General features: G+C 60.1%; 12 protein-coding genes. 8 read left to right on the forward strand and 4 right to left on the reverse strand.

Annotated elements, in window-relative coordinates:
* Positions 1-78 precede the first annotated feature (78 nt).
* Together ACLI1M_RS04690 and hutI are read left to right on the forward strand one after the other, a co-directional pair.
* Positions 79-1,755: a urocanate hydratase gene (locus tag ACLI1M_RS04690; RefSeq protein ID WP_411706703.1), complete on the forward strand. Its 1,677-nt coding sequence runs from the start codon at positions 79-81 to the stop codon at positions 1,753-1,755.
* Positions 1,756-2,925 carry an imidazolonepropionase gene (gene hutI / locus ACLI1M_RS04695; protein ID WP_200287729.1) on the forward strand — a complete coding sequence of 390 codons (1,170 nt, stop codon included), beginning with the start codon at positions 1,756-1,758 and terminating at the stop codon, positions 2,923-2,925.
* Here the strand turns inward: hutI and ACLI1M_RS04700 are convergent.
* Positions 2,922-3,536, reverse strand: a complete 615-nt coding sequence (locus ACLI1M_RS04700) for a hypothetical protein (protein ID WP_248098963.1) — start codon at positions 3,534-3,536, stop codon at positions 2,922-2,924. The two genes, hutI and ACLI1M_RS04700, sit on opposite strands and share 4 nt — an antisense overlap.
* A gap of 373 nt (positions 3,537-3,909) precedes the next feature.
* On the opposite strand from ACLI1M_RS04700, the gene ACLI1M_RS04705 reads away from it, so the two are divergent.
* Together ACLI1M_RS04705 and ACLI1M_RS04710 are read left to right on the forward strand one after the other, a co-directional pair.
* Complete coding sequence (locus tag ACLI1M_RS04705; protein ID WP_411706704.1) at positions 3,910-5,769, forward strand: DEAD/DEAH box helicase; 1,860 nt, start codon at positions 3,910-3,912, stop codon at positions 5,767-5,769.
* 289 nt (positions 5,770-6,058) lie between these two features.
* Positions 6,059-7,144: an HNH endonuclease signature motif containing protein gene (locus tag ACLI1M_RS04710; protein ID WP_248098960.1), complete on the forward strand. Its 1,086-nt coding sequence runs from the start codon at positions 6,059-6,061 to the stop codon at positions 7,142-7,144.
* 20 nt (positions 7,145-7,164) lie between these two features.
* Here ACLI1M_RS04710 and ACLI1M_RS04715 read toward each other — a convergent pair whose 3' ends face one another.
* From ACLI1M_RS04715 to putP, 3 genes are read right to left on the reverse strand one after another with little or no spacing between them, the layout of a single operon-like run.
* Positions 7,165-7,614 carry a hypothetical protein gene (locus ACLI1M_RS04715; protein WP_023021796.1) on the reverse strand — a complete coding sequence of 150 codons (450 nt, stop codon included), beginning with the start codon at positions 7,612-7,614 and terminating at the stop codon, positions 7,165-7,167.
* Between the two features lie 44 nt (positions 7,615-7,658).
* Positions 7,659-8,237 carry an HNH endonuclease family protein gene (locus ACLI1M_RS04720; protein WP_023021795.1) on the reverse strand — a complete coding sequence of 193 codons (579 nt, stop codon included), beginning with the start codon at positions 8,235-8,237 and terminating at the stop codon, positions 7,659-7,661.
* 37 nt (positions 8,238-8,274) lie between these two features.
* Positions 8,275-9,840 carry a sodium/proline symporter PutP gene (gene putP / locus ACLI1M_RS04725; protein WP_023021794.1) on the reverse strand — a complete coding sequence of 522 codons (1,566 nt, stop codon included), beginning with the start codon at positions 9,838-9,840 and terminating at the stop codon, positions 8,275-8,277.
* A gap of 167 nt (positions 9,841-10,007) precedes the next feature.
* Between putP and ACLI1M_RS04730 the strand changes: the two genes are divergently transcribed.
* From ACLI1M_RS04730 to ACLI1M_RS04745, 4 genes are read left to right on the forward strand one after another with little or no spacing between them, the layout of a single operon-like run.
* Positions 10,008-13,043 carry a DEAD/DEAH box helicase gene (locus ACLI1M_RS04730; RefSeq protein ID WP_248098958.1) on the forward strand — a complete coding sequence of 1,012 codons (3,036 nt, stop codon included), beginning with the start codon at positions 10,008-10,010 and terminating at the stop codon, positions 13,041-13,043.
* A gap of 3 nt (positions 13,044-13,046) precedes the next feature.
* A complete protein-coding gene (locus ACLI1M_RS04735; protein ID WP_248098957.1) occupies positions 13,047-13,868 on the forward strand; it encodes an SWIM zinc finger family protein in 822 nt (273 codons plus the stop codon).
* The gene (locus ACLI1M_RS04740; RefSeq protein ID WP_248098955.1) at positions 13,868-14,986 is read left to right on the forward strand and encodes an exonuclease SbcCD subunit D; all 1,119 of its coding nucleotides are present in this window, start codon (positions 13,868-13,870) and stop codon (positions 14,984-14,986) included. The genes ACLI1M_RS04735 and ACLI1M_RS04740 overlap by 1 nt, the downstream gene beginning before the upstream one ends.
* Positions 14,986-17,571, forward strand: coding sequence for an AAA family ATPase (locus ACLI1M_RS04745; RefSeq protein ID WP_248098953.1), 2,586 nt, complete (start codon positions 14,986-14,988; stop codon positions 17,569-17,571). The genes ACLI1M_RS04740 and ACLI1M_RS04745 overlap by 1 nt, the downstream gene beginning before the upstream one ends.
* The last annotated feature ends 1 nt before the right edge of the window (position 17,572 follow it).

Below are 17,572 nucleotides of genomic sequence, written 5' to 3' on the forward strand. Positions count from 1 at the left end.
CAAGTCCTCGGGGACAGCCCCGGGACACCGGCCTAGGGGACTTGGGAGGGCGTCGAAAAAGCACGAAGAAAGGAAGCCATGTCTCAACCACGCGAAGTACGCGCGCCGCGCGGAACCGAACTGTCCGCCAAGTCTTGGCAGACCGAAGCGCCCTTGCGCATGCTCATGAATAACCTCGACCCCGAGGTTGCCGAGCGCCCCGAGGACCTCGTGGTCTACGGCGGCACCGGTCGTGCAGCGCGCAGCTGGGAAGCCTTTGACGCCATCGTAGAATCCCTCAAGGACCTCGAATCCGATGAAACCCTGCTGGTGCAGTCCGGCAAGCCGGTGGGCATCTGGAAGACCAATGAGTGGGCACCGCGCGTGCTTATTGCTAACTCCAACCTGGTGGGAGACTGGGCTAACTGGGAGCACTTCCGCAAGCTCGAGGATGAAGGCCTGATGATGTACGGCCAGATGACGGCCGGCTCCTGGATTTACATCGCTACCCAGGGCATCCTGCAGGGCACCTTCGAGACCTTCGCAGCCGTGGCCAAGAAGCGTTTCAACGGCACCCTGGCCGGCACCTTCACCCTGACCGGCGGCTGCGGCGGCATGGGCGGCGCACAGCCGCTGTCTGTCACCCTTAACGGTGGCGCCTGCCTCATTGTGGACGTTGATGAAACCCGCCTGAAGCGCCGCCAGCACAAGCGCTACCTGGACGAGGTCGTCACCGACCTAGATGAAGCACTCAAGCTGGTTCTTGACGCTAAGGAAAACAAGAAGCCGCTCTCCGTAGGCCTGGTAGGCAACGCCGCCGAGGTATTCCCAGAGGTCCTGCGCCGCCAGCGCGCCGGGGAATTTACCGTCGACATCGTCACCGACCAGACCTCGGCCCACGATCCATTGTCTTACCTGCCCTCTGAAATCACCATGGAGGACTGGCATAACGAGGCCAAGGCAGACCCGACCACCTTTACCAAGAAGGCTCGTGAGTCCATGGCGGCCCAGGTCCAGGCCATGGTCGAATTCCAGGATGAGGGCGCCGAGGTCTTTGACTATGGCAACTCCATTCGCGATGAGGCCCGTAAGGCTGGCTACCAGCGCGCTTTCGAATTCCCAGGCTTCGTCCCGGCTTATATCCGCCCACTCTTCTGCGAGGGCCTAGGACCGTTCCGCTGGGCCGCCCTGTCCGGTGACCCAGAGGACATCAAGGTCACCGACCAAGCGCTCAAGGAGCTCTTCCCGGATAACGAGCACCTGCACAACTGGCTCGATGCCGCTGAGGAGTACGTCGAATTCGAGGGCCTGCCGGCACGCATTTGCTGGCTCGGCTATAACGAGCGCCACAAGGCCGGCCTGCTCTTCAATGACCTGGTGCGCGAGGGCAAGATCAAGGCTCCTATTGTCATCGGCCGCGACCACCTGGACTCCGGCTCCGTGGCCTCCCCGTACCGTGAGACCGAAGCCATGCTCGATGGCACCGATGCCGTGGCCGACTGGCCGCTGCTCAACGCCATGACCGCTGTGTCCTCCGGTGCTACCTGGGTATCTTTGCACCACGGCGGCGGCGTAGGCATGGGCCGTTCCATCCACGCCGGTCAGGTTACCGTTGCGGACGGCACCGAGCTTGCTGCGGCTAAGCTGCGCGCGGTGCTGACCAATGACCCGGGCATGGGCGTTATCCGCCACGTTGATTCCGGCTACACTCGCGCAAAGGAGGTCGCCGATGAGCGCGACGTCCGCATTCCAATGGAATTCAAGGCAAGGGACTAGATGAGCACACTTTTTACCGGAATTTCAGAACTCCGTACGGTCAGCGAGCGCGGCACGCTTAACGACGCCGCCCTGGTAGCCGAATCCGGCACCATCTCCTGGATTGGCCCGGCATCCGAAGCGCCGGCCGCCGATGAGAAGGTGGACCTGGGTGGCCGCGCCGTCCTGCCGGGATGGGTCGATTCGCACACCCACATGGTCTTCGACGGTGACCGCTCCGCTGAGTTTGAGGCCCGCATCTCCGGCGGTTCCTATGAGGCTGGCGGCATCGCCGTAACCATGGACGCCACCCGCCAGGCCGGCACCGACCGCCTAGACAAGCTGGTGGCAGATCGCGTGGCCGCTGGTCGTCGCGGCGGCACCACCACCTTCGAGACCAAGACGGGCTACGGCCTCAACACCGAGTCCGAGGTAGAGGCCGCTAAGGTCGCGTCCCGCCACGTAGATGACGTGACGTTCCTTGGCGCCCACTTGGTGCCGCCAGGGGCAGACGCGGAAGACTACCTCGACGAAGTCGTTGGCCCGATGCTCGAGGGCGTCGCTCCCTATGTGCAGTGGATCGACGTCTTCTGCGAGCGTGGAGCCTTCAACGAGGAACAATCCCGGCGCGTACTGGAAGCCGGTAAGAAGCTAGGCCTTGGCCTGCGCGTGCATGGCAATCAGCTGGGCGAAGGCCCAGGCGTGGCCCTAGCCGTGGAGTTGGGTGCGGCCTCGGTAGACCACGTCAATCACTTGAGCGACGAGGACGTAGAACTGCTGGCTAACTCCGATACCGTGGCCACGATGCTGCCGGCTTGCGATCTGTCCACCCGCGAGCCGCTAGCCCCAGGCCGCAAGCTTCTCGACGCCGGCGCAATCCTCGCCATCGCCTCCAACCTCAACCCCGGCACGTCCTATACCTCCTCGATGAACTACTGCGTGACCACCGCGGTCCTCCAGCAGTACCTGTCCGTCGATGAGGCTATCCACGCGGCGACCACCGGCGGGGCGACCGCTCTGCGCCGCCACAACGTGGGCAATGGTCTCGACCCGCAGGGCCGACCCGCCAAGGGCACCATCGTGGAAGGCGCCGCCGCCGACCTGCACGTGCTCGACGCCCCCAGCGCCGTGCATTTGGCCTACCGCCCAGGCATGCCGCTGAGCTATCGCACCTTTATCGCCGGAGCCTAGCGCTCTTCTAGAAAGGTCGCCGCTATCTGATATAGTCGGCGGCCTTTTTCTTTTGTCATATGTAGCCACGCATCCTTCTTGCCGATAAAGACTGCGCGCGATCCATCCGGATCTTCCACCATAAAGAGGGTTTCTTCGTCTTGTGCACCGTGGACAGTCCACGACTCTGGGTCGTAGAGGCGACGAAAGCGCCCTAGCTCTATCTCTACGTCCCTGCGGGTGAAAGCCGGTGGCCGGTAGGGGAGGTTGTCGGGTCCATAGTCCTTTCGCGGGCCTTTTCTTTCTCCGCGCTCAAAATCGCTATAGACCTCGCTCACTTGGGCACGCACCAGCCCATTTTTGTCCTCCGTGGATTCTATGCGTAGGCATAAAGGGTGCCGAGGCTGTGAAGTAAAGCAGGAGTATAGGTGGCCTATCTTCGGCTTATCGACGGCACTAAAGGTCACAAACTTGCCACGGGATGCGAAATCAAACTCCACCGGAAAGTAGGTTGCTTTCTCGTTGTCCACCACGCTGCCGAGGCTAAGAAGCTTTGGGCGTGCGGCGTATTCCGTGCAGTGAAAGCGCACTGGCTCTAGCTCCACCACATAAAACTCAAAATTATCCTCCACCCCGGTTATGCGAAAGACGGGGTTTAGATGAAAACGCCGGTCTGTTATGTGTACATACTCTCCGCTCTGTGGCCGACGGCTGCGTCTAGTGGGATAGATCAGGCCCGTAGACAGCGAGGATAAATAAAGGTCTACCGGCGGGTCTAGTTCCGTGCTGAACCCTGGATAAGAACTTAGCTTGGCTCGGATACGTGCTTGGTCGTCAAGGAATCGTGGGCGTGGATGACTCATAGGCTGCACAGTAGAAGACGGACCCGACGCCACACTTCGGTGTTTTCGAACTGCTTCGAACAGGGCAGGAAATCTGGGCTAGGAAAGCCTAGGAGCTGCGCAATGGAGTTTATAGCTGCAATCGCGTAGGGTTGGTGAAGCAATGAGCATTACCGATAACGCCACCGGCGGCGTCAACGAGCCGGAAGATTTTAAAAAGTCGGAATCTCAGGACAACTCGCAAGGTGTCACCAAGGACACCAGGGCTGCGAATACTTCTGAGGACACCGGCGCTGAGTCTCAAGACTCGGCCAATGACAACTCCCAGGGGTTCGCACATCTTGGCCTGCCAGAGAAGATTCTGGAAGCCGTTGCGAAAGTAGGCTTTACCAAGCCGTCCCCCATTCAAGAAGAAACCATCCCGATCTTGATGGAAGGCCGCGATGTAGTCGGCCTCGCCCAGACCGGTACCGGCAAAACCGCGGCCTTCGCGCTGCCAGTTCTGTCGCAAATTGACGCTAAGGCCCGTCACCCGCAGGCACTCGTGCTCGCGCCCACCCGCGAGCTGGCCCTGCAGGTGGCAGACTCTTTCCAGTCCTTCGCCGAGTCCCTCAAGGGCGTCGAGGTACTGCCTATCTATGGCGGTCAGGCCTACGGCATTCAGCTATCCGGTCTGCGTCGCGGTGCGCAGGTCATCGTGGGTACTCCAGGTCGTGTCATCGACCACTTGGAAAAGGGCTCGCTGGACCTGTCTCAGCTGCAGTTCCTTGTCCTTGATGAGGCCGATGAGATGCTGAACATGGGCTTCCAGGAAGACGTTGAGCGCATCTTGGGGGATACCCCGGACCGCAAGCAGGTGGCGCTTTTCTCGGCCACCATGCCGAACGCTATCCGTCGCCTGTCTAAGCGCTACCTCGACAACCCTGCCGAGGTCACGGTGAAGTCCGAGCGCCGCACCAATGACAACATCACGCAGCGCTTCCTTCTTATCCCGCATCGCGCGAAGATGGATGCCTTCACCCGCATCCTTGAGGTCATTAATTATGATGCCATCATCGTCTTTTGCCGCACGAAGCACGAGACCGAAGAGGTAGCCCAGACCCTGCGGGACCGCGGTTTTAGCGCCGCAGCCATCAACGGTGATATTGCGCAGGCGCAGCGCGAGCGTACCGTCGATCAGCTCAAGGATGGCCGTCTGGACATCCTCGTGGCTACCGATGTTGCCGCTCGTGGCCTCGACGTCGACCGCATCACCCACGTGGTTAACTTCGATATTCCTAACGACACCGAGTCCTACGTGCACCGCATCGGCCGCACCGGCCGCGCGGGGCGCTCTGGCGAAGCCATCCTGTTCGTCACTCCGCGCGAGCGACGCATGCTGCGTTCCATTGAGCGCGTAACCAATGCCCGCTTGGAAGAAATGGATTTGCCTTCCGTCGATGAGGTCAATGAAAAGCGCAAGGAAAAGTTCGCGCAGTCCATTACCAACTCCATGGACAATAAGCAGGCGGACTTTTTCCGCTCTTTGGTACGCAAGTACTCCGAGGAGAACAACGCGGCCATGGACGATATTGCTGCAGCCCTCGCCGTTATGCTGCAAGGCGGAAAGAACTTCCTGATGGAAGACAAACCGCTTCCGAAGCCAAAGCGCGACCGTCGTGACGATCGCAAGCGCGACCGCGACTTCAAGGGTGGCGGCAAGGGCCGTGGGCCAAAGCGGCCGGATGGTGACTTTGAGACGTACCGATTGGACGTCGGCAAGCGGCAAAATGTGCGCCCGGGAGCCATCGTGGGTGCCATCGCCAATGAGGGTGGCTTGTCCGCCAAGGACTTTGGCCGCATCACCATCGCGGTAGGCCACACCTTGGTGGACCTGCCGAAGAATTTGGATCCAGCTGTGCTCAAGCGCCTAAAAGATACGCGCATTTCCGGCCAGCTCATCAATATTCAAAAGGACACCGGCCGACCACCACGCCGTGATCACGGCGGTGGACGCAAGCGCGGTGGACGCTGGCGCGACTAAATTTTTCGACTCAATGGGCCTCTTCGGAGGCCCATTTTTTCATACGCTGTGACCAGCAGTTTTACTATAAACGGGGGTAGCGTGTCGGAGCGATTTTATATACTAAAAGCGCAAACATGTTCTAGGGAAACTTCTGCGGGGGAAGTCTATGAATGCGCCCTACTTTGCCAATACCAATTCACAAAATTCAACCTCACGAGCAGCTACAACCATACGCAAGGCCGAATACTTGTAATGGAGGCGCCTGCATCCAGATCCGGATGAGGATATCGAAATCATCAGCCAATCGTTGTCGGACCTTACTGGTACGCGGCAGTCTCGAATTAGAAATATTATCTTCGCCTTTGAGCGCTTAAAGGAGCTACCACACCTTCAAGCGCGGCAGGAAGAGCTCTACCACCTAGATTTAGACCGCTTAATTACTATCGACCAGACACTTTCCAAGCTAGGGGAGATTGACGCCGATAAACGGCTGCTTATCGACGCCGAATTAACCACCTACCTCACCCCCAAGCGCCCCAACCAAAAATTGCCCTCCCATCGCAACCTGCGGCGTAAGTTGCGGGAGCTTATTGTCCGCCTCGATCCCACTATCGCCGCACGCGATCCACGCCGTAAGGAGTCTTATAACCTCGAGCCCACGGGAGGGGAGTGGGCTGCAGTTTGTCTCGACGTGGGCCTAGAAACCGCCGAAATCATTGACCGAAATATCCGCAGCGTGGCTACGGAGAAGGACATTTCCTTGGCCCAAGCGGCAGTTGCTCTGCTCACCGGCAAGGCTGAAGCCAAGGCGAAGGTGGTGCTCAATATGTACCGCTGCGATCTTCCTGATGCGCCAGCCTTCGTTCAAAGTTTGGGTTGGGTCTCGCCAGAGGTTGCCGACGACATGCAAACGCGGGCGACAACCGTCCGCGATATGGAAAAGGCAGCACAGGACGAAAGTGGAAACTACGTAACTCCGCCCCATATCCGTGCCTTTGTGGAAGGACTCGACGGAACCTGCCGATGGCCCGGCTGCACGCGGCCAGCAATGGCTTCCCAGATGGACCATCGACACGACTTTGCCGAAGGAGGGCCTACGGCGGCGGCCAATCTTGCGTGCCTATGCCAACATCACCACAACATCAAGACTGATGGGCGGGCCTTTTATATAAAGGATCCGATTAGTGGGGACATAGTCTGGCTTTTTGAGGATTCCACGTGGGTCTATGACGAAGCTAGCGGGCCACTCGCAGCGAAAAATCGGAGGTGGGCGCAGACGGTGGCGCAGGCGACACAGCGGCGTCGGCACAATGCGCACGAGGATGCACAGAGATTGAAAGAAGAGCTGGAAAACGAGAAACGGGACAGCGAAGAAACTGTCCCGGAAGAGTAGATGGCCTTCTAGAAGACCAATTAGAAGTGGACGTACATCAGGATTAGGCAGATGATCCATAGGAGGTTAAATACGCCACCGAACGCGGACAGTGGCTTCTTTGCCGCCGCGTAGTCAAAGGTTTCGTTTGACTCGAGGGAGGCCATTGCCTTCTTCTGCTTAGGGATGATGACGAAGAAGAGCAAGCACCACGCGACGATGGCAACCAAGATGGCGATGTGGAAGTTTACCTCGGACTTGTAGGCGCTGATATCGGAGAGAAATACGCCGAGCCCGAGGATAGGCACAATAGCGGAAATGTAGCCATAGGTATTGGTTATGTTATGCAGAACGCGGGCGGAGCCTAGTGCTGCGTGCTCACCTTGTGCTGCCTTTGCCATCTGCGTCTGGAAGCTGGAGGTAGATACGCAGACTGGACCGATTAAGAGAATAGCTGCGGCCACGTGGAGGAATACAAGGAAAGTAGTCATTGAAAGAACCCTTCAATCGCGGAAAGTTGCCACAATTACCCTAATCAATTTCCGGTGAGTAGGGCTATCCGACATTGCCTTTGCATGGCGCGCACGTCCGCGGAAGGGAGCGGAAGCGAGTACTTGCGGGCGATGTCTGCGAGGCGGCGAGAATATTCGCAGCGGTTGGTCGGCGGAAGCCATTCGGCAGGAAGAGCATCTGACTTTTCTTGGTTGAGCTTGCGGCTGGTGGCTACGAGATTGAGCGGATCGTTGCCAAAGCGCACTTTGGTCTCGCGGTCCCACTCGGAAGCGCCCATGTCATAGGCCGCGGAGAGCGGAAAGATGTGGTCGATCTCTATGGGTGAAGTGGCAGGAATGGTGGTGCCACTATAAGGGTCATAGACGGTCCCACTGCGGGCATGGCAATCGTGGAGGGGATCGCTGGCCTGGCTTTCCAGAATGGCCTCGCGGGTGCTACAGGCACCGTGGGGCTGCCAGATGCCGAAATCATCGCGATTGTAACCAGCGGCGTTAGGGCGTGCAGCTACGGTATCGACCTCAAAACGTGGAAAAGGCCACGCATACCATGCGCCGATAAGGACGGTGACGCATGATAGCGCGGCCAGATAATAGGACTTCATGTCCTATTGGACTGCGTGGAGTCCGTGATGGTTCCGATTATTTATCGGTGACCTTTTCCGCGGCCTCCTCGAAGTCGAGGCTGGAGTCATTTTCCACGAGCTTGGCCAGCTTGGTGGCCTCTTCAAACTCGCTAACAACTTCCGGTGCTGGCTCCTTGGTGAGCTTGGTGACGATGACCGCCACAATGAGGGCCAGGAAGAAGCCAGGAACCATCTCGTAGAGGGTATCGGAAAGCGGAGACATGCCCCAGCCGATGGCTACGATGGCGCCGGTGAGCATGCCGGCAATCGCGCCGGTGGCGTTGAAACGCTTCCAGTACAGGGACAGCAAGATGATTGGGCCGAAAGCGGAACCGAAGCCTGCCCACGCAAAGCCCACAAGGCCAAGGATGGAGTCAGACGGGTTGATCGCCAAGAGGGCGGCAATGACCGCGATGGCAACGATTGCGGTGCGGGAGAGGTTGATGAGGACCTGTTCGCCTGGCTTCTTCTTGGCAAAGATGAGGAAGAGGTCCTCGATGAGGGAAGTAGAGACGACGAGCATCTGGGAAGACATGGTGGACATGATGGCGGCTAGAACCGCGGTCAGGACGAAGCCTGCGGGCAACGGGTGCATCATGGCCTGTGCCATGTCCAGGAAGATGGTTTCGAAATTGTCCTGGTCGGTGATGCTGTGGCCGGTTTGGGTGAAGTAAACGGTGCCAGAGAGCGCGACGAAGATTGCGCCGATGACGGACAGGCCCATCCAAGTCACGCCGTAGAAGCGGCCTTGGCTGGCGTCGGAAGGCTTACGCAGCGCCATGAAACGGACAACGATGTGCGGCTGGCCAAAGTAGCCCAAGCCCCAGGCCAGGTTGCCGATGATAACGCCGGCGGATACGCCTGCGAACATGGAGAAGTAGCTGTCATTTTCTACTACGCCATCGGTGCCATAGGGATTATTGGCGGCAAACGAGAAGATCGAGGATGGATCGCTGAGAGAGACAATGGCCATGATCGGCACGATCATCAGGGCGACGAACATAAGAACGCCCTGGACGACGTCCGTGTAAGACACCGCCAAAAAGCCGCCGACGAAAGTGTAGAAGATGGTCACCGCAGCGATGACGAGCATGCCGGTGAGGTAGTCGCCACCGAAGGTGGACTCGAAGTAGCGGCCACCGGAAACCATGCCGGAGGAGACGTAGAAGGTAAAGAAGAAAATAATGATGGCTGCGGAGATGATGCGCAGCAGGCGGGACTTATCGTGCAGGCGGTTTTCAAAGAAGGACGGCACGGTAATGGAGTTGGCCGCGATTTCCGAGTAAGAACGCAGGCGCGGTGCGACCCACTTCCAGTTAGCCCAGCAGCCGACGAGCAGGCCGATGGCCATCCACAGCTCGGACATGCCGGAAAGGAATAGAGCTCCGGGCAGGCCCATGAGTAGCCAGCCGGACATATCGGATGCGCCAGCGGAAAGAGCCGCTACGAATGGGTGCAGGCCACGGCCGCCCAAAACATAATCGTCATATTGGTCGGTTTGTTTGTAGCTCCAGTAGCCAATGGCTGCCATTGCGAGGAGATACACGATCATCGCAATGACGTACCAAGTTGAATCTTGCACGTTTTACTCCTTGTAGTGATATGTAGGACATATTCACGTTAACGGGGTCACAAGGTTAACCCAAGCGAAAATACAGGTGTGACGCATGTCTCCGTTTGGATTTTCTATCGTTCAACTGGGGAAAGAGGGAAATATAACGAGCGTGTAACAAACTTGGAAGGGCTGCTATGCTGGCGGTTATGGCTTCTTACCTCGTGCATGGACTGTGGCTCCCCGTTACGGGGCTTGGTCTGTGGATTGAACAGGTAGAAGGGCACAAGATTGTCATGCCCAATGCCGTTCCTGAAGGCACCTTCCCGCCGGCGGTAGAGTCCATCCTGGGGAAGAAATCTTTCCGCAACCGGGCGCGGGTCTCGCTGCGCACGCCCAAGGGCAAGGACGTGTCCTTGATGGTGCCGATGGCAATGTTCGGCCCAGAAGAGGCCGTCGCGGCGCTTGCTCAGATGGAACACCTGAATCACAAGCCGCCTGCCACCATCGCTCCAGACCTTCAGTGGCTGCTCCATGCCTACAGTGGCCTATGCAAATTCGTGCGCGCCGGGCGCGTGACGTTCCGGCTGGCTTACCAGGCCAATGAGTGGTTCCCCATGTGGCAGCTGGCCTCCGGCTTGGGGGAGCGCGGGTGGCTTGCAGAGATGATGGCAGCCGCGCCCGGCATCTTGCATGTTAATAACCGGGCACTGTCGGATGATATGGCCGATGAGCTCACGCACTGGATCGCGTTTCGAGAGCTGCGGCCCGTGGCGGAAGCACCGCGGCCGATGCCGTGGCACGAGTTCGCCCGCGCCCTGCTCGATACGCGGCCGATCCGGCGTGGGCGCGCACAACTTCTGCGCGGGCTCAATGAGTGGAAGAATTCCATCTACGAGGTGGAACTCCAATTGGTCTACATCGTGGAAGAACCGGCAGAAGATGACCCGGATGCGGCCAAGTGGCCGGTGCGCGTGCGGGTTCGCTCGGGCACGGATGCTCCGCGGCCGGTGTCAGCGCAGAGTCTGGATAGGGCGAGCGTCGAAAAGCTGCGGGAAGCCCACCGCAAGGCTGTGCGCATCGCGCCCACGCTGGGGGAGACCGCACAGCTGCCACAGCCTGGCGACGGCGACTGGGATGTCTACCTAGAAACCCACCAGCTCACCCATTTTGTCACGCACGAGGTAGACAAGCTCAAGGCCAGTGGCGTGACTGTCATGCTGCCCAAGGCCTGGGCGCAGATGGAAACGAAGGCCAAGCTGGAAACCCACGAGGCCCGCGATCCGGCTGAGGCCGCCACTAAAAAGCACATCGGCATGAATAAGCTGGTGGACTATAACTGGCGCATGTCGGTGGGCGATGTAGAGCTGACTGAAGAAGAGATGGAGGACTTGGTCAATTCCAAGTCCGGACTTATCCAGTTGCGCGGCAAGTGGGTCATGGCCGATAAGCAGGTTGTCTCCCAGGTCTCCGGATACATGGATGCGCTGCGGGAGAAGTCCCTGGCGCGCAAGAAGAAGGAACTTGAGCAGCTGGCCGCCACCGCAGAGATGGCCAAGCAGCTTGGCGAGCCCGGGTGGGAAGCCTTAATGGCGGACGTGGAGCGGCGCCGCCAAGAGTTCAACGAGGGCGGCGAAGAACACGAGCAGGTTACCGTGGCTGAGCTGCGCGAGCTGGCGCTCGAGTCCATGACCCAAGAACCCATCGAGTTCACCGGCAGTACCTGGCATACGGCCCTGCTCGGCGGGGTGGACAAGGTCGCCCCAGAGCGCGTGGACATTCCCAAAACTGTCCACGCGGAGCTGCGCGAGTACCAGCGTCGCGGCGTCGACTGGCTGTATTGGATGTCTCGCAATGGCATAGGCGCGGTGCTTGCCGACGACATGGGGCTCGGCAAAACCCTCCAACTACTGTCCCTTCTCGCGGTGGAAAAGGTGCGCGGTGAGCAGACCGGCCCCACGCTCGTCGTGGCGCCAACCTCCGTGGTGGGAAACTGGGCGCGCGAGGCGCAGCGCTTCGTCCCGGATTTCAAGGTCATGGTGCAGCATGGTCCAAGCCGCCCGCGGGGCGAGGACTTCGCTCAAGCCGCTACTGAGTGCGACCTGGTTATCACCACATATGGCACCGTGGGCCGCGATTTTAAGGACATGGGCGAAGTAGGCTGGCAGCGCGTTGTCCTAGATGAGGCCCAGGCCATCAAGAACTCCGCGACGCGCTCGTCTAAGGCCGTGCGCTCGCTGCCCTCGGAGCACCGCGTGGCGCTGACCGGTACCCCGGTGGAAAATCGCCTCTCAGAGATGCGCTCCATCCTGGACTTTTGTAATCCCGGAGTATTGGGCTCCGCCTCGTTTTTCCGCAATCACTTTGCTAAGGCCATCGAGCGCAATGATGACGAAGAGATGTCTGAACGCCTGCGCCAGCTCACCGCGCCGTTTATCCTTCGCCGTGTGAAGACGGATCCGAATATTATCGACGATCTGCCTGAAAAGTCCGAGCAAATCCTTACCGTGTCCATGACCACCGAGCAGGCTGCCCTGTATAAAGCACTGGTCAACCAGGTGAAAAAAGACCTGCAGGAAGCTACGGGAATGAATAAGCGTGGGCTGGTGCTGTCCTCGCTCACCCGTATCAAGCAGATTTGTAATCACCCCGCGCATTACCTGGGCGATAGCTCGCCGGTGACGCTCAAGGGCAAGCATCGCTCCGGCAAGGTCAAAGAACTCATGCGCATCGTGGACGAGGCCACTGAATCCGGCGAGCGCCTCTTGGTCTTTACCCAGTACAAGGCCTTTGGCGATATCCTACAGCCATATCTTAGCGATCAGCTCGGCCGCGAGATCCCCTTCCTCCACGGCGGGGTGAGCAAAAATAAGCGCGATCAGATGGTGGAAGACTTCCAGTCCGAGGATGGTCCGCCGGCGATGATCCTTTCGCTCAAGGCCGGCGGTACCGGCCTGAACCTGACGGCTGCTTCCATAGTCGTCCACATGGACCGCTGGTGGAACCCGGCGGTGGAAAACCAGGCGACGGACCGCGCTTTTCGCATTGGCCAGCGCCGCAATGTGCAGGTATATAAGATGATCACCGCGGGTACGCTGGAGGAATCCATCCAGGACATTTTGGACGGTAAGACGCAGCTGGCCGGCGCCGTCGTGGGCGAGGGCGAGGGCTGGCTTACCGAGCTGGACCCAGATCAGCTGGCCGCACTCATGAGCTACCGGGGGAGGGAATAATCCATGGCTGTTAAAGGCGATGACAACGTCATCTATGCCAATTTTGGTACCCGCAAGCGGGTAAGCACCCCGGCTGAGGTCAATCACGTCGACCGCAGCGGGCGCATCCTATCCACGACGGCCTCGCGTATCGCGGCCTTTACCTCCCACGGTGCGGATCGCGGCCGGATTACCCGCGGCCGCCAGTATGCCGAGGGCGGCCACGTCGTGGGGTTGGAGGTGCGCAACGGCGCCATCCACGGCCGCGTGGCCGGCTCCCAGAATGAGCCCTTCGCGGTGCTCATCCAGTTGCCCTACCGCAATAATGACGATATTGCCCAGCTGGCCACCGAATTCGCCCGCACCCCCAATTCCGTTGCCAATGCACGCAAAGGCCTGCTTGCCGACGCCGCCCTAGACACCCTTTTCGCCCCCGAGGCCGAAGACCTGCGCCTGACCTGTGACTGCCCGGACGGCGAGTACGTGTGCAAGCACATCGTGGCGGTGGGCGATAAGCTCGCCACCCGGGCGGATGCGGACCCGGCTGTCATTTTTAATATGCGTGGCTTGGATTTTGCCCGCCTTGAGCGCATGGTTCTCGAACAGGCTAAGACAGTCAGCCGCGAAAGCTTTACCCCAAGTGGGCTGTCCGAGGAAGAAAAGAATGCCATCTTCTGGAACGGCCGTGAGCTGCCCAAGCTGCCGCAGCCCAAGGTCGCCCCGGCCATCGATGACTCCGATCCGGACCTCTTGCGCAAGGCCATGCGTTCGGTTTCTCATACCAACCTGGATCTCTTGCGCGCGGTATCCGATATTGAAGACCTCTACTACCACCTCACGCACTAATGACTGCTACCACGTTTATCCATACCTCCGATTTTCAGCTGGGCATGACCCGCTGGTTCTTGAAGGGCGAGGCCCAGGGCCGATTTAATGATGACCGCGAAGCCGCCATCATGCGGCTGGGCGAGCTGGCCGAGGACACCGGGGCGGAATTCATCGTCGTAGCCGGCGATGTCTTTGAACACAATTCGCTTTCCCGCGAAATCCTCGCCCGCGCCACGGAAATGTTTAAACGCCTACCTGTACCGGTCTACGTCCTGCCCGGCAATCATGACCCGCTGGTGGCGGATTCGGTCTTTTATAAGACCAGCGCCGATAATGTTCACGTTATTGCGGACTCCCAGCCGATTGAGGTGGCCCCCGGCGTGGAGCTGGTTGGCGCGCCTTATCTGTCCAAGCGCGCGAACCACGACTTAGTCCGCCACGCTCTCGAGCCGCTGGAGCCGGCCGAGGGCATTCGCATCGCCGTTGGTCACGGGCAGGTGGATTCCCGCTCCGGCGAGGATGATGCCGATACCATCGATCTAGCCTTCGTTGAAGACTGCCTGGACCGCGGGGTGATTGACTACCTGGCGCTCGGCGATACCCACTCCACCGAAAGCCTCGGCACCACCGGCCGAGTGTGGTTCTCCGGCAGTCCAGAAACCACGGATTTTAAGGAAACGAGCACCGGCGGCGGCGAGTCGGATTCTGGCAATGCGCTGGTGGTGCGCGTGGGGGATGAGGTGGACGTCGACAAGCGGCGTATCGGCCGCTGGACCTTTGAAGCCCTTGCTGCCGCGGTGGACTCCGCCGAGGATGTGGACCTGTTCTTGGCACGCTTGGGCGAGTACCCGGATAAGGTGCGCACGGCCGTGAAATATAGCCTGCGCGGCACGCTCGGCGTCGAGGCCCACGCCCGCCTGCAGCGCGGATTAGATGAGTACGAGGCCGTATTTGCCTCCCTTCGCCCCCGCGAGCGCACCATGGATCTCTACCTCGAACCCAGCGAGGAAGAACTAGCTAGCCTTGATATTTCCGGCTACGCGGCCGAAGCCCTGCAGGAGCTGCTGGATAACCGCGAGGATCCCGTCGCCCGCGACGCTGCCAACTTGCTATTCCGCCTGGAGGGACAGTCCTAATGCGCATCCACCGCCTAGAACTTAATAACGTCCGGGGCATCGAGCACTTGGTCCTCGATGATCTGCCCGAGTCCGGCGTCGTGGTCATCCACGGCGAAAACGAGGCCGGCAAATCCACCATCGTGGAGGCGCTCGACGTGGTGCTCACCGAAAAACACAGTGGCCGATCCAAGCGCATTCGTGCCTTGCAACCGGTGGGCAAGGACGTGGCCCCGGAAATCACGGCTGAACTTAGCGTAGGCGACTACCGCTTTCGCATTGCCAAGCGCTGGCTTTCCAAGAAATCCTGCGAGCTGCACATTTCTTCCCCGCGGCCGGCGCAATTTACCGGCAGTCAGGCCGATGATGAGTTGGAGCGCATCCTCTCGGAGCACTTGGACCGCTCGCTTGTCGACGCCCTCTTTATGCGCCAAGACGACACCGGCGAGGCCATCTCGGCCGTCGGCATTCCTAGCCTCACCCGCGCATTGGAGCGCGAATCTGGCCTGGCAGAGGAAGAGGTCTCCGGCGATGATTCCGCGCTCCTTGCCCGCGTCGATAAGGAATACCAGCGCTACTTCACCGCCGCGAAGGGCAACCCAGCCGGTGAATATAAGGAGTCCGCCGCAGCCCTCGCACACGCCGAAGAAGAATACACCGAGGCCACCCGCGTGCTGCGGGAGCTGGACTCCGTGGTCGAGCGCTACGAGCAACTCCAGCGCGAGCAATCCGCCGCCGAAGCCGAGCTTCCCGCCGCCCGAGCCGATCTCAGCGAAAAGCAGACCCAGGCGGAGGAAGCCGCAACCGCGCAGGCCACGCTGGATTCCCACAAAGCCACGCTTGAGCGCGCCATCGAGGACCTCGCCCGCGCCCAAGCAGCGGTTACCGAGCGCGCCGGGCTCGTCGCCACAGCCGATGAATCTGCCACGGCTGCCAAGGACGCCGAGCAGAAGCTCACCGGCGCGCAAGAAAGAGCTCAAGAAGAAGCTGCGGAAAAGGAGTCACTGGACAAGCGCCTGGCAGAGGCAAAAGAGGACTATGCCGCGGCCCGCAGCACTCTCAAACAGGCTCGCCGCCTGCAAGATAGGCAGAGATTTGAACAGTTAAGCGCCCGGTTGGAATCACTCGACGCCCTCGCCGCCGAGGTAGACCAAGCCCGCGCGGCCATTGCCCAGCGCGGACGCGAGATCACCGCGGCCGATATCAGCAGCCTGCATAAGGCGGACTCGGCGCTGTCTGTGGCCACGCGCCTGCACGAGGCTGCGGCCGCCAAGGTGCACTTTTCGGGTCCGGATGGTTCTAGGATCCGTGTTGATGGGGAGGACGTCGAGATAGGCGAGGACACCGCCATCGAGCTTGTCGACGCCCGAGTTATCACCATCGGAAAAATTACCGCTCGCTTCTCCGCTGGGTCCTATTCGGCCGAAGACACCCTGCGCGATGTGGAACAGTCCCGCACGCGGCTGCAGGACCTGCTCGATACCCTTGGCGTGGATTCTGTAGAAGCGGCCGAAAAGACCCATGAGGAGCACCGCGCGCTCAACGACACTCTGGATGCCGCCACCCGGGCTCTTGCCGTGGAACTGGGGCCGGATGATTTAGGCGACCTCCGCGCACAGCATTCCGCTTTGTCCGAGAAGGTGGCGGACCTTGAAGATGCGGGCGAGGTAGATCTCGCCGCCGCCGAAGCCGCCGAAGAAGCAGCCAGCGAAAAAGTCAATGCGCTCGACCGCGAGCTTGTGCCGTATCGCGAAAGCCGTCTTGCCCACGAGGTAGTGCGCTTAAACGCCGAACTGACCGCCGCCCGCGAGAATGCACAGCGCGTGACCAGGGAGCTCGCCTCCGCGCGCGAGCAAGCCGCCGACGAGGCGCTCCATGCCGAAGTCACCCGTTTGGAGACCGTCGTGGCGGAGCTGCGCGGGCAGCTGGAGCAGATGGAAGCGGTTGATCTTGATACCGCCAATTCGCTGGTAGAAGGCGCACAGTCCCACCTGGAATACCTCACCGGACGCATCCAGCGTAGTGAGGTGGACCTTGGCAGGCTGTCGAGCGAAATCAACTTCCACTCTGGTGCCGCAGAGCGCGCCCAGCAGGCCACCGCAGCGGTAGAGATGGCTCGCGCGGTGTACGAGAGCGTAGACAAGCGCGCGCAAGCAGCCTGCTATCTGCGCGAACTTTTACTCAAGCACCGCGATGCCGCCCGCCAGCGCTATGCCGCGCCCTTCGTGGACGCACTCTCACAGCTGGCTCGCACCGTCTACGGTGGCGATATCACCTTCGAGCTCGATGAAGATCTCCGCGTGACCGCCCGTACCCAGGATAAAGAGACGGTGAACCTGGCCAGCTTGTCCGGCGGTGCTCGCGAGCAGTTGGCCATCCTCACCCGCTTTGCCATCGCGCAATTGGTAGGGGCGGAGTCGGTGCCGGTCATCGTGGACGATGCGCTGGGTTCTACCGACGCGCACCGCCTGCAACTCATGGCTACGCTCTTTTCCCACGTGGGACGGGATAACCAGGTATTGGTCTTTACCTGCATGCCGGAGCGCTATTCTCGCGTGCCGGGGCGCAGCGAGCGCGCCATTGCTTCCCTCAAAGGGGTAATCTAGT

Origin of the sequence: Corynebacterium sp. LaCa54 (assembly GCF_046717495.1) — a bacterium.
In the GTDB taxonomy this organism is placed as follows: Bacteria; Actinomycetota; Actinomycetes; order Mycobacteriales; family Mycobacteriaceae; genus Corynebacterium; species Corynebacterium kefirresidentii.

Excerpts from the sequence above, each read along its gene's own strand:
- ACLI1M_RS04690 (WP_411706703.1), top strand. The coding sequence starts at position 79 with ATGTCTCAACCACGCGAAGTACGCGCGCCGCGCGGAACCGAACTGTCC.
- hutI (WP_200287729.1), top strand. The coding sequence starts at position 1,756 with ATGAGCACACTTTTTACCGGAATTTCAGAACTCCGTACGGTCAGCGAG.
- ACLI1M_RS04705 (WP_411706704.1), top strand. The coding sequence starts at position 3,910 with ATGAGCATTACCGATAACGCCACCGGCGGCGTCAACGAGCCGGAAGAT.
- ACLI1M_RS04715 (WP_023021796.1), bottom strand. The coding sequence starts at position 7,614 with ATGACTACTTTCCTTGTATTCCTCCACGTGGCCGCAGCTATTCTCTTA.
- ACLI1M_RS04720 (WP_023021795.1), bottom strand. The coding sequence starts at position 8,237 with ATGAAGTCCTATTATCTGGCCGCGCTATCATGCGTCACCGTCCTTATC.
- ACLI1M_RS04730 (WP_248098958.1), top strand. The coding sequence starts at position 10,008 with ATGCTGGCGGTTATGGCTTCTTACCTCGTGCATGGACTGTGGCTCCCC.
- ACLI1M_RS04735 (WP_248098957.1), top strand. The coding sequence starts at position 13,047 with ATGGCTGTTAAAGGCGATGACAACGTCATCTATGCCAATTTTGGTACC.
- ACLI1M_RS04740 (WP_248098955.1), top strand. The coding sequence starts at position 13,868 with ATGACTGCTACCACGTTTATCCATACCTCCGATTTTCAGCTGGGCATG.
- ACLI1M_RS04745 (WP_248098953.1), top strand. The coding sequence starts at position 14,986 with ATGCGCATCCACCGCCTAGAACTTAATAACGTCCGGGGCATCGAGCAC.